Consider the following 12308-nt stretch of genomic DNA (forward strand, 5'->3'; position numbering starts at 1 on the left):
CTCTTCGGTGGCCTGGTGTCGTGGGGTGGCCCGGTGCTGCGGGCGCTCAGAACACGGTGCCGTCGCTGGCGATCTGCAGCGGGGGCAGTCCGTTTCGCCGGACCGCCGCCAACTCGCGACCGGCAGCCCAGGTGCCGCCCTCGAGGACGCAGGCCAGGGGCAGCGACGCCGGATCCACGCCGAGTGCATCGGCGACGCGCGGTGCCAGCTCGCCGAGCAGGGCGACGGTCAGCGCGCGCCACTCGACGACCAGTTCGTCGCCGACCTGCCACACGGTGTCGGCGGCATCGGCCGGGCGAGGGGTCAACACCCCGGTGTCGATCAGCAGCCCCCCGTTGCGGTACTCGGGTAGTGCGGTCAGCTCGTCGAGCCCGGTCACCTCCACGCCGGCCCACGAGAACGGTTCCAGCAGTGAGTAGGTGAGCCACTGCGAGAGTTTGTGAAACGGCATCCACCCGGCGGTACCGGCCGGGATCTGCTCACCGCGGACCACCGGATGCGGCCAGCAATCACCCAGTGGGACCTCGCCGATCTGGTTCCCGGCGAGCCAGATCGGCGCGAGGGTGTCGAGCAGCACCGACAGGATATCGTGCGCGCCAACCGAATCCGTACCGCCCAGGTGGTCGAAGAGGCCGCCGGGACGGGTGTCGGTGTAGACCTCCGACCGGGTGTCGAGGGCGTCGGCGAGTCGATGCAGCAGTGCGGTGCGTCCCTCGAGCCCCACCAGCGGGGTCCGGTCGGTGACACCGAATGCCGCGGCGAGCCGGTCGGCGGTCAGTGCGCGCAGACCCGCGGCGTCCACACGCAACGGGTCGGCCGGATCACTCGAGAAGACCCCGTCGAAGAAGGCGTGCACGCCGGCGACGGCGAGCCCTTCCGAGCGGGTGAATCGCAGCCCGGTTCCCGGTTCGTCGAAGTACCAGTCGGGGCCGGCCCCGGCGTCGAGCAGCACGCTGACCACGGCCAGATCGATCTGGGCGCGGGCCCGCCGGCCGGTGTCGGCGGTGTCCAGGCGGCGGTCGAGGTCGGCGGCACGGTCGACGCCACCGGCCTCCACATGCCGCCAGCGACTGTGGAACGGGATGTCGAGGGTCGGGTAGCGACGTCGGGTCACCTCGGCGACCAGTGTCACCGCGTCGTCGAGCCGGTCGTCGTCGACGCGAAACCACTCCGAGTCGCCGGCGCGTGCCCGCTCGGTGAGGAGACCGGCCCGTGATCGGATCTCGCCGGTACGACGCAGGATGGCGGCCGCCTCGGCGTCGGTGGTGTCGGTGGTGATGCTCATCCGGACAACCCCCGGCCCTTGACCTGTCGCAGGTCGTCGGTGGTGGGCACCGCCCCGCTGGTGAAGTATCCGGCGGCCATCTTGGCGTCGATCTCCACCCGGGCGTCTTCGGGGACGAGTTCGTCGGGGATGTCGACGCGTTCCCCCACCTCGATCCCGGAGCCGGTGATCGCGTCGTATTTCATGTTGCTCATCGACACCAGACGGTGGATCCTGGTGATCCCCAGCCAGTGCAGCACATCGGGCATGAGTTCCTGGAATCGCATGTCCTGTACGCCCGCAACACATTCCGTGCGCGCGAAGTACTGGTCGGCGGTGTCGCCGCCCACCTGCCGCTTGCGTGCGTTGTAGACCAGGAACTTGGTGACCTCACCGAGGGCGCGACCCTCCTTGCGGGAGTAGGCCACCAGCCCCACCCCGCCGCGCTGGGCACCCTGGATGCACTCCTCGATGGCGTGGGTCAGATAGGGGCGACAGGTACAGATGTCCGAGCCGAACACATCGGACCCGTTGCACTCGTCGTGGACGCGGGCGGTCAGTTCGACCGCCGGATTCGAGAGGTCTTGCGGGTCACCGAAGATGTAGATGGTCTGGCCACCGATCGGCGGCAGGAACACCTCGAGGTCGGAGCGGGTGACCAGCTCGGGGTACATCCCGCCGGTCTCCTCGAACAGTGTGCGCCGCAGGTCGGTCTCGCTGCACCCGAAGCGTGCGGCGACGCCGGGCAGCCACCACACCGGTTCCACCGCCGCCTTGGTGACCAGCGCCGCACCGGTCGACAGCAGGAACTCGCCGTCGGGCGTCAGGCGGCCGCGGGAGATCGCCTCGGCGATCTCGGGCAGGATCACGTGCGCCTTGGTGACCGCGATCGTCGGGCGGATGTCGTATCCGGAGGCGAGCAGTTCGGGGAACGACTCGGCCACGGTCGCACCCCACGGGTCGAGGCTGACGATCGCATTGGGATCGGCCCACTGCCGATGTGGGCCGATCACGTCGGTGGGTGAGGTGTTGGTGAGGTCCGCGCGATGATCACGTGACAGTGCCCCCGCGGCGACGGCGAGGGCCCGGTAGACGCTGTAGGAGCCGCTGTGGGTACCGATCACGTTGCGATGCGCCCGATCGGTGGTGGTGGCGATCACCGGGCCGCGCTCAGCGGCGGTGGCCGCACCCCAGGAGATCTGCGGCGCACCGAATCCGGCGCTGTGCGAGGTCAATCGGATGTGGCCGGGGGATCGGGGCGTGGTGCGCACCGTATCGGGGGCAGAACTCTCGGATGCGGTCGACATGGCCACTCCTTTGCGTCCAGTGGTGAACGACCCGCCGCAGGTGATGATGCCGGCGCCGTTCCCCTCATCGGGAAACCGCCAGCATAATCACATCCACATCGATGCGCCGGATATGCAATCGCACGATCACCGTCCCGACATCACCGCGTTACCCGCGCCTTCGGCCGAGACGGCGATGGCGCCCAGGGAATCCCTGGGCGCCATCGATATTCGGCTTCCGTTACGCTCCGGTGACCGGAGCCACCGGGTGGTCAGCAGCTGATCAGACCAGGTCGAACCGGTCGAGTTCCATCACCTTGGTCCACGCGGCGACGAAGTCGGCCACGAAGGTCTCCGCGGAGGTGTCCTCGGCGTAGGCCTCGGCGAGGGCACGCAGCTCGGAGTTGGCGGCGAAGGCCAGATCGACCCGGCTGCCGGTCCACTTCTTCTCGCCCGACTTGCGGTCGGTCGCGACGAAGGTCCCGTCCTCGTTCTTGGCCCACTTCACACCCATGTCCAGGACGTTGACGAAGTAGTCGTTCGTCAGCGTGCCCGGGTTCTCGGTGAGCACACCGAGGCTCGAGCCCTGGTAGGTCGCACCGAGCACGCGCAGACCGCCGACCAGCACGGTCATCTCCGGCGCCGACAGGGTCAGCAGCGAGGCCTTGTCGAGCAGGTTGTACTCGGCGGAGAGCTCGTTGCCCTTGCCCTCGTAGTTGCGGAAACCGTCGTACCTGGTCTCCAGGTGGGCGGCCGAATCGGCGTCGGTCTCCGCCTGGGTGGCGTCGGTACGGCCCGGGGTGAACGGCACCGACACGCTGATGCCGGCGTCCTTGGCGGCCTTCTCGATCGCGGCGACGCCACCGAGCACCACCAGGTCGGCGAAGGACACCTTGGCGCCCGCCTCACCGGTGAACGACCCCTGGATCTCCTCGAGCACGCGGATCACCTGGGCCAGCTCGTCGGGTTCGTTGCTCTCGAAGCCCAACTGCGGCTGCAGGCGGATCCGGCCGCCGTTGGCGCCACCGCGGTAGTCGCTGCCACGGAAGGTCGAGGCGGCCTTCCATGCGGTCGAGACCAGCTGTGCGACAGTCAGTCCGGATTCGAGCAGCGAGTTCTTGAGGTTCGCGATGTCGGCGTCGGAGACGACCGCACCCTCCTGGGCCGGGACGTTGTCCTGCCACAGGTAGGTCTCGCTGGGGGCCAGCGGTCCGAGGTAGCGGGCGGCCGGACCCATGTCGCGGTGCAGCAGCTTGAACCAGGCCTTGGCGAACTCCTCGGCCAGCTCCTCCGGGTGATCGAGCCAGCGGCGGGTGATCTCGCCGTAGACCGGATCGAACCGCAGGGTGAGGTCGGTGGTCAGCATCGACGGATGGGTCTTGCCGGTACCGAACGCCTGCGGGACCGAGTTGGCCCAGCCGCCGTCCTTGGGCTGCCACTGGAAGGCACCGGCCGGGCTCTTGGTGAGCTCCCACTCGTTGCCGTAGAGGATCTCCAGGAAGGAGTTGTCCCACTTGGTGGGGGTGTGGGTCCAGATCACCTCGAGGCCCGAGGTGATGGCGTCGAGGCCGACGCCGGTGCCCTGCGGGTTGGCCCAGCCCAGGCCCACGTTCTCCAGCGGTGAGGCCTCGGGCTCGGGACCGAGCTTGTCGGCGTCGCCGTTGCCGTGGGTCTTGCCGAAGGTGTGCCCGCCGACGATCAGCGCGGCGGTCTCGACGTCGTTCATCGCCATCCGGCCGAAGGTGTCGCGGATGTCCTGCGCGGCGGCGAGGTAGTCCGGCTTTCCTTCGGGGCCTTCGGGATTGACGTAGATCAGGCCCATGGTGGTGGCGGCCAGCGGGTTCTCCAGGTCACGCTCACCCGAGTAGCGGGCATTGGTGCCCAGCCAGGTCGACTCGGCGCCCCAGTAGACCTCCTCCGGCTCCCACTCGTCCGGACGACCGAAGGCGAAGCCCTTGGTCTTGAAGCCCATGTCCTCGAGGGCCACGTTGCCGGCGAGCACGATCAGATCCGCCCAGCTGATCGACTTGCCGTACTTCTTCTTGACCGGCCACAGCAGACGACGGGCCTTGTCCAGGCTGACGTTGTCCGGCCAGCTGTTGAGCGGCGCGAACCGCTGCATGCCGGTGCCGGCGCCGCCACGGCCGTCCTCGACGCGGTAGGTACCCGCGGCATGCCAGGACATGCGGACGAACAGCGGGCCGTAGTGACCGAAGTCGGCGGGCCACCAGTCCTGCGAGTCCCGCATGAGCGTCTTCAGGTCGGCGACGAGGCCGTCGACGTCGAGCGACTTGAGTGCCTCGGCGTAGTCGAAATCGGTGTCACGCGGGCGGATGACATCCGGATTATGTGCCAGCACACGGAGATTCAGGCGTTCCGGCCACCACTGGTCGTTGCCGCCGCCCTCCACCGGGGGACGGATGTGCATCGGGCAGCCGGCCGGAGGTTCTCCGGCGTCGGTGTTCGCCGCGCCAATCGGGGGATGTTCGGTTGCGGTTTCGTCAGACACGACAGTCCTTTCGGTGATGAGTGATGCGGGCTGCGATCACGGTGTTGACTCTGGTGGACGCGAGGCTGCGCAGGTCGGACACAGCCCCCAGTAGATGACCTCGGCCTCGTCGAGGATGAAACCGTGACTGTCTGACGCTGTCAGACAGGGGGTTTCGCCTACGGCACAGTCGACGTCGCCGATCGTGCCGCATGCACGGCACACGGCGTGGTGATGGTTGTCGCCGACGCGCGCCTCGTATCTGGCCAGGTGGCCCTGCGGCTGGATCCGACGGACCAGACCGACCTCGGTGAGGGCGGACAGTACGTCGTAGACGGCCTGCAGGGAGACCTCGGGGAGTTCGATCCGCGCTGCCCTGTAGATCGAGTCGGTGTCCGCGTGCGGATGCGCGTGGACGGCCTCGAGTACCGCCACCCGGGGTCGGGTGACGCGGAGTGCTGCTTCCCGCAGCAGTGCGGTGAAATCCGGTGAGGAGGTCACGCAGACCAGTATGCACCCTTTTCTGGAATCGTTCAGGTTTTTGCTCGAATTGAGACGCTCGATGCCGCCTGGGTAGACCGCCACCAGGTGTTTCGGTCCCCGAAAAGTCGGACAGGTCACACACATGAAAGTCTAGTGCCGTGTCGTGGACAGCGGAGCGGATCGTCGAAGAGTCGGTGGCATGGAAGTCGTCCTGGCATCCGGACGGCTCCGAGCACATCGTCGACGGGCCGTGCGAGTTCTATCTCGCCGACGGTGTCGCGACGCTGCTGCAGTACCACACCGACTCGCCCGTCGACCCGGTCGCCGCACTCGACGAGGCCGCCGCCACCACCCGCGCACACGGGGCCGACACCCTGCGTTTCACCGCCGGGGTCGGGGTGTTCGGCGGACTCACCGACACCGAGCTGGCCCGCCGGGCAGCCCGCATCGTCGCCGTCGTCGACGTCATCGCCGGCGAACCCACCGAGACGTTCGTGGCATCCATCCCACTGCCGGCCGACGTCACCGTGCACCGCGTCGCCACCGATGCCGACGTCGCCGAGTTCGCCCGCATCTCCCGACAGGCATGGGGATTCGAACCGCACGCCCTGCGCGATCCGGGCTTTCGGGTCGACGACGAGCGCATCCGACTGTTCGTGGCCCGCATCGACGGCGAGCCGGTCGGTGCCGGCGGCTACGAACACGTCCGGGACGTCGCCCGCATGTGGGGAGCGGCCATCGTCACCGAAGCCCGCGGTCGTGGCGCCTATCGGTCGCTGGTGGCCGCCCGCCTCGACGACGCCCGCACGCTCGGTGCAGGGCTCGCGATCATCCACGCCGAACAGACCTCGTCGCCGATCCTGCAACGACTCGGCTTCGGTCGGTTCGCCGAACGACGCCTCACGTCCATTCCGCTCACCGCTGGGTAGCGTCACGCCCCATGGGCATGAAGTGCTGGTTCCTCGTCTACACCGACGCCGACACACCCGAGGTGCTGCGGCGCCCGCCGTCGATCGACATCGCCGCCACCGACACCCTCGTCCGGGGACTGTTCGGCCCGTGCCGCTTCCTCTCCGACAGCAACCTCCTGCAGTCCGCCGACCCCCGTGATGGGCAGGTGGCCGCCGCCTGCTTCGACGGTGTCACCGTTCTCGCGACCGAATCGGTGGGGGTGGGGCCGCTCGATCTGGACCTGCGGTTCCATTCCGCGGCGCAAGGCCGCACCATGTATCTCTTCGGGCTGCACAGCGTCAGCGGGTGGGGGTCGTTCGGCTGGTGGGATCCCGATGGTCACCTCGTCCGTGGATTCGGCGGGAGCGACGACGGTGGATTGTCCGAGAACCTCGGTCCGGCGCTGCCGTTCGAAGCCGCCGTCGACAGCTACGAACGCTACGACGGAGGGTCCTGGCCGTCGCCGCCCGCGCTCGTCGAGGAGGCCCTCGCCGACCGGCTCGGATTCCGATTCGAGGGCATCCCCGTCCCGGACGGGCCAGAGCCGTCGTCGATACCCCTGCGAACCTATCGGTAGGTGTGTGCGGCGGTAGCCGCCCTAGACGACCGCCAACAGGATGCCGACGCCGATGAACAGGGCACCGAAGATGCGGTTGAGCCGACGTTGACCGGTCACCGTACCGGTCAACCGGGCGAAACCACGGCCGACGACGGCGAAGAACAGCCACATCACCGCGATGTCGACGGCCACGATGGTCGCGCCGATCATGGCGTACTGGGTGACGAATCCGTGCTCGGGTTTGACGAAGCCGGGGATGAACGCCAGGAAGAAGACGATCGCCTTCGGGTTCAGCAGGTTCACCCCGACACCGCGGACGAACAACGAGCCCGCCGACTGCGGTGTGTCGCCCACGACGGTGTCGGTGGCGGTGACCGGTGTCCGCAGGATCTGCCGGATGCCCAGATAGACGAGATAGGCCGCACCCAGATAGCGGATCACGGCAAAGGCGGTCGGGGAACCGGCCACCACCACACCGAGTCCGGCGGCCACGATCGCCAGCTGGATGATCAGCGCCGCCTGCAGACCGAGAACTCCCCAGATCGTCCGGCGATGTCCGACGTTGATCGCATTCGACATGGTGTAGATCGCGCCGGCACCCGGCGTGAAGCTGATCAGCAGACACGCCGCCAACAACGCCGACCAGGACGACAACGACACCCGGTCAGCGTAGTGACGCGCCGAGAGTGACCCCACACACGCCACACGTGCTTGGATCGGTACATGGCGTGTCACCATCGGATCCGGTGCGGGTATGGCGGCTGATCACCCCGGTCGTCCCGAATCCGAGTCGCGGCCCGACTCGCTCGAGGCGGCGGCCGACGAACTGTACGGGCTGGCGCCCGGCGACTTCGTCGCCCGCCGCAAGATCCTCGCCACCCTCGTCCGCCGCGGTGGCGATCGAGCACTGGCCACGCAGATCGGAGCCCTGCGCCGGCCCACGGTCTCCGCGTGGCTGCTCAACCAGTGGGTGCGCCGCCACCCGGACGGCGTCACCGACCTCACCGAACTCGGGGGTCGACTCCGCGAGGCCCAGCGTCGCGGAGCGGCCGGGCAGGTCCGGGATCTGTCGGCCCGGCGGCGAGAGGTGGTCACCGCCGCCGCGATCGCGGTCGGCCACCTCGCCGACGATCTCGGGGTGCCGGTGAGTGCGGGCACCGAACGCGAGATCGTGCAGACCCTGCGCGCCGCGATGGCCGATGCCGACATCGCCGACGGACTGGCACGCGGCCGGCTCACGGCGGCCGGCGAGTACTCCGGATTCGGTCCCGCAGCGGTGTTCGCCGTCCCGGACCCGGCCGCGGACGCGCACCCACCGACCGCCGCCTCGTCCGGTGACGCCGCGGCGGCCGATCCGGGCCGAGATGCCCAAGCGCGACGGGCGGCGGCCGAGGCCGGCCTCGCACGCGCCCGGGCAGACGAAACCCGTGCCCGCCGTGGCACCGACCGCGCCGCACTGGCGAGCGCGGAGGCCACCCACTCCGTCGAGGTCATCACCGACCAACTCGACCGTCTGCGCGCCGACGTCGCGCGCCTCGAGCAGGAACTCGGGTTCGCGCGCCGTCGGCAAGAGGGTGCCGAGGCCGCCGAACGGGCCGCCCACCAGAGTCTCGAGAACGCCCGGCAGGCCGTCGCCGCCGCGCAGGAACGGCTCGACGGAGAGGACCCGGGCGTCAGCCGATGACGGCGGCGAGCACCTCGCATTGACGCGCGAAGAACTCCCGGGACACCCCGGCACGCGGCAGTACGAGGTCGAAGCCGTGGAATGCCCCGGGAACGGTGTCCACGGTCACCGCCACCCCCGACTCCCGAAGACGTCGGGCGTACTCGAGATCCTCGTCGTGGAACAGGTCGTGGGTGCCCACGCCGATCCAGGCGGGCGGCAGCCCCGCGAGATCGTGGCGGCGGGCCGGGACCGCGAGATCCCGGTCGGCGTCACCGAGATAGGCCGACCAGCCCACACGGTTCGAGCGGATGCTCCACACCCGATGGTTCTGGTCATCGTGGCCGGCATTGCTCGACCGGTCGTCGAGCATCGGATACACCAGCAGCTGGAACACCGGCGACAGATCGCCCATGTCGCGGCATCGCAACGCGAGTGCGGCGGTGAGTCCGCCACCGGCGCTGGCGCCGCCGATGATTAACCGATCTGCCGACACATCTGGTTGTCGAGCAAGCCATTCCAGTGCGCGGTGGCAATCCTGCAGCGGCACCGGATAGGGGTGTTTCGGGGCGAGTCGATAGTCGACGGCGGCCACGGTGATCCCGAGGCGCCGGGCGAACCCGGCGCAGAGCTTGTCGTCCTGGGCTGCCGACCCGATCACGTAGCCGCCGCCGTGAATCCAGAGCATCGCATGCCCGGACGTCGACGGAACCGGCGGACGATGCAGTCGGACCGTCACCCCGTCACCGAGATCGTGGACCTCGACGCCGGCGGGCGTACGCATCGCGGCCAGACCGGTGATCTTCTGCAGCACCGGGACGGTCGCCGACATCACGGCATTGCGGGGCAGCACGCGCGCCGCGAGCCGCAGATCGGGGTGGACCTCGTCGACGGTGTCGGTCATGTCAGCGTCCTCCGAATCGTGCGTCGACGATCCCGAGTCGGATGGCCTCACGCAGCCAGTCCGGGAACTCCGACAACAGGTGTTCGTACAGGGCCCCGTCGGCAACGGTGTCGATGTCGTCGATGGGGAAGAACCCCGCATTGTCGACGACCCGACCCGACAGGGTGTCGAGTTCGGTGAGAACTCCGAATCGGTTGCGGCCCAGTCCGATGAACTGCCAGAAGATCGGCTGTGCCGCCGCATCGTGGATGAGCCGGCGGATCTGCGGCACCTTGCTGTGGAAACCGCCGTCGGTGAAGAACAGCACCAACACCGGTTGCCTGTCGCCGGCCTCGGCGACGGCCTCGAGGATGGCGTTCATGATCGGGAGTTCCTCGTTGACCCCGCCGATCTGCCGGTCGTAGTCGATCTGCGGTCCCAGTGGGGCGCCATGTCTGCCCTTGAGATGGATGTAGGTGTCCATCCATTCCTCGGCGGCGGCGACGGTCACATCCGGCAGCTGCGCATAGCTGCTGCCGTAGAGATAGGCCTCGAGGTTGCCGTCGCTGTCGAGCTGGGTGGCCACCGGGATCATCCGTTCCACCACGCGGTGCACGGTCTTCTCCTTGAACAGACGGCGCATCGACAGGGTCTTGTCGATCACCATGATCACCCGGGCCACCGCTCCCGCAGCCCCCTTGGTGAGCAGGACCTTGTGTACCTGCTCCTTGCGGAGGTCGAGCTTCTGACGCTTCTCCAGCGACAGCTTCTCCTCACCCTTGACCATCCGGATTCCGGGAGTGGCGGGTGCGGTGGCGGCCGGCGGGGGAGTCGGGGCAGACGCCGGGGACCCGACCGCAGCGGGTTCGTCGTCGACGGCCACACCGTGTTCCCGGACGAGCGCCGCGAAACCTGCTTCCCACCCGGCGGATTCGCTGCGCAGCTTCCAGTCGCCACCCCGGCGGTAGATCTCGACCAGGACGGCGGCACGCTCGACGGTCAGACCCTCGGCAGGGGCGATGATCGTGGTGTCACCGGCGGTCACCGTGGTGTCGATGCGTGCGCCACCGAGGGTTGCCGGTGGGTCGATCGAGATCCCGACGGCGATGCGCTCGATCTCGGCCGGGATCCGCCGCAGATCGACGGTCAGCGTCGCCGGACCGGTGAGGGTCACCTCGCCGGACGGGCTCTGCGGATTGTTGTAGAACACGAAGTCCGCATCGGTGCGCACCGTGCGGTCCGGACGCAAGACGAAGGCCACCACATCCACAGCCGGTCCGGCGACGGCGACGGTCAGCACCTCGGCCGACAGCGTCGTGTTCTCTCCGCGGCCGAGCCTGCGATCACCCATGTCGGTTGCGGCCTCCGTCGTCGTCGGTGTCGATCACCGACGACCCTACGGGGCCACGGGGGGTCCGGGCCGTGGATCGATCGGGAATTCTGACGAACAGCAGGTGGTTGTCGGACGCATGAGCGACACCGCCTTCGACCCCCGCACACTCATCGCGTCGTCCCGCATCGGCATCCTCGCCACGATCAGGGCGAGCGGTCTGCCGCAACTGTCTCCGGTGACCGCCGTCTACGACGCCGACGCCGACGTCATCCACGTCTCGATGACCGAGGGCCGTGCGAAGACCGCCAACCTGCGCCGCGATCCGCGGGCGGCCATCGAGTTCACCTCGCCGGACGGCTACACCTGGGCCACCGCCGAGGGAACGGCCACATTGGTCGGCCCGGCCACCGACCCGAACGGTCCGGAGGCGGACGCGCTGGTCGACTACTACCGGCTCGGCGCCGGAGAGCACCCGGACTGGGCGGAGTACCGCGGCGTGATGGTCGCCGATCGTCGGGTGCTGATGAGCCTGGCGATCACCCACGTGTACGGTGCCGCTTTGCGCTGATCTGTATTACACGTCTTTTCTGCGCCGGCCAATTCGCCGGTTCCCTGATTTTTCTGTGCGGCCACGTGGGTCGTGTCGAGGGCGCATCGGACCGAAAAACTCCGGGCGTACGACGGGCGTGAAATTTCTTTCTCCGGAATATATTTCGGAACTGCGGATGCGCTTGACCAGCGCGACTGGACTATTTTTTCTTTTGGGCTACAGTCCATGGCACATCGTTTCCAAACGAGTGTTCACAAAGGAGTGAGTGCGCCGTGAAAGCGGTTGTCATGGAATGTCGTATACGGGTGTGTGCGAGCGAGGACCGAGTCCGTCGTTTCGTCGAGAATGCGCGTCGGGTGGTGACGGACGCCATCCCTGTACCGGTGCGGTATTCGATCGTCGTCGAACCCGTGGATTCGGTGCTGCTGGCCAGGCAATGGGCAGCGGCCAACCGTGCGGCGGCAGGGTCGAAGCGGTCGCCGGGGAGTTTCGACGTCGACGTCGCATTCACCGGATCCGGATGGCTAACCCCGGCGCGGCTGGAGAGTCTCTCGCGCGACATCCTCGCCGACGTCGAGGCCGACCCGGGACCCGGCGCCGAGGTCGTGCCGTGGATTCTCACGTTGACCACGAGCGTCGACGATGTGACCCGGCGTCGCCTGGCCCGCGTCCATCCGTGCCTCGACCTGACCGCTTCGGTGCCGATCTCGGTCTGAGAACGCCGATCCCCGGCGGCACTCCGGATCGGTCATCAGGTATCCGGCATTCCCGTCGTTTCTGTCGAGCGATAGGCTGGCGGCCGGACCCGCCACGACTGTGTGGGGGCATCCGGCCGCGCGGTGCGGTCG

The 12308-nt window shown here is 68.4% G+C and carries 13 protein-coding genes; 6 read left to right on the forward strand and 7 right to left on the reverse strand.

Features of this window, described 5'->3' with window-relative positions; genetic code table 11:
- Positions 1-46: 46 nt before the first annotated feature.
- A complete protein-coding gene (locus Q9K23_RS24860; protein ID WP_305950326.1) occupies positions 47-1285 on the reverse strand; it encodes a URC4/urg3 family protein in 1239 nt (412 codons plus the stop codon).
- Complete coding sequence (locus Q9K23_RS24865) at positions 1282-2571, reverse strand: GTP cyclohydrolase II (RefSeq protein WP_053775996.1); 1290 nt, start codon at positions 2569-2571, stop codon at positions 1282-1284. Before Q9K23_RS24865 ends, Q9K23_RS24860 begins: the two co-directional genes overlap by 4 nt.
- On the opposite strand from Q9K23_RS24865, the gene Q9K23_RS24870 reads away from it, so the two are divergent.
- Entirely contained in the window at positions 2570-2833 is a 264-nt protein-coding gene (locus Q9K23_RS24870; protein WP_152972566.1) for a hypothetical protein, read from the forward strand. The genes Q9K23_RS24865 and Q9K23_RS24870 overlap by 2 nt on opposite strands.
- Here Q9K23_RS24870 and katG read toward each other — a convergent pair whose 3' ends face one another.
- Together katG and Q9K23_RS24880 are read right to left on the reverse strand one after the other, a co-directional pair.
- Positions 2834-5059 (reverse strand): catalase/peroxidase HPI, encoded by a 2226-nt coding sequence (gene katG / locus Q9K23_RS24875; protein ID WP_020789886.1) that lies wholly within the window; start codon positions 5057-5059, stop codon positions 2834-2836.
- A gap of 36 nt (positions 5060-5095) precedes the next feature.
- Entirely contained in the window at positions 5096-5539 is a 444-nt protein-coding gene (locus Q9K23_RS24880; protein ID WP_020789884.1) for a Fur family transcriptional regulator, read from the reverse strand.
- Positions 5540-5679: 140 nt separating this feature from the next.
- On the opposite strand from Q9K23_RS24880, the gene Q9K23_RS24885 reads away from it, so the two are divergent.
- Both Q9K23_RS24885 and Q9K23_RS24890 read left to right on the forward strand, forming a co-directional pair.
- A complete protein-coding gene (locus Q9K23_RS24885) occupies positions 5680-6450 on the forward strand; it encodes a GNAT family N-acetyltransferase (protein ID WP_053775995.1) in 771 nt (256 codons plus the stop codon).
- Positions 6451-6461: 11 nt separating this feature from the next.
- Positions 6462-7049, forward strand: a complete 588-nt coding sequence (locus Q9K23_RS24890) for a hypothetical protein (protein ID WP_020792925.1) — start codon at positions 6462-6464, stop codon at positions 7047-7049.
- A gap of 21 nt (positions 7050-7070) precedes the next feature.
- Here the strand turns inward: Q9K23_RS24890 and Q9K23_RS24895 are convergent, their stop codons facing one another.
- Entirely contained in the window at positions 7071-7691 is a 621-nt protein-coding gene (locus Q9K23_RS24895; protein WP_020792926.1) for a LysE family transporter, read from the reverse strand.
- Positions 7692-7785: 94 nt separating this feature from the next.
- On the opposite strand from Q9K23_RS24895, the gene Q9K23_RS24900 reads away from it, so the two are divergent.
- A complete protein-coding gene (locus tag Q9K23_RS24900) occupies positions 7786-8715 on the forward strand; it encodes a hypothetical protein (RefSeq protein WP_053775994.1) in 930 nt (309 codons plus the stop codon).
- On the opposite strand, the gene Q9K23_RS24905 is transcribed toward Q9K23_RS24900, so the two are convergent.
- Entirely contained in the window at positions 8705-9598 is an 894-nt protein-coding gene (locus tag Q9K23_RS24905; protein ID WP_020792639.1) for an alpha/beta hydrolase, read from the reverse strand. The genes Q9K23_RS24900 and Q9K23_RS24905 overlap by 11 nt on opposite strands.
- Position 9599: 1 nt before the next feature.
- Positions 9600-10928, reverse strand: a complete 1329-nt coding sequence (locus Q9K23_RS24910) for a VWA domain-containing protein (protein WP_053775993.1) — start codon at positions 10926-10928, stop codon at positions 9600-9602.
- Positions 10929-11046: 118 nt separating this feature from the next.
- On the opposite strand from Q9K23_RS24910, the gene Q9K23_RS24915 reads away from it, so the two are divergent.
- The gene (locus Q9K23_RS24915) at positions 11047-11478 is read left to right on the forward strand and encodes a PPOX class F420-dependent oxidoreductase (RefSeq protein WP_053776028.1); all 432 of its coding nucleotides are present in this window, start codon (positions 11047-11049) and stop codon (positions 11476-11478) included.
- Positions 11479-11819: 341 nt separating this feature from the next.
- Positions 11820-12176, forward strand: a complete 357-nt coding sequence (locus Q9K23_RS24920) for a hypothetical protein (RefSeq protein ID WP_261977591.1) — start codon at positions 11820-11822, stop codon at positions 12174-12176.
- The last annotated feature ends 132 nt before the right edge of the window (positions 12177-12308 follow it).

It is taken from the genome of Gordonia sp. NB41Y (assembly GCF_030718915.1).
Classification (GTDB): domain Bacteria; phylum Actinomycetota; class Actinomycetes; order Mycobacteriales; family Mycobacteriaceae; genus Gordonia; species Gordonia desulfuricans.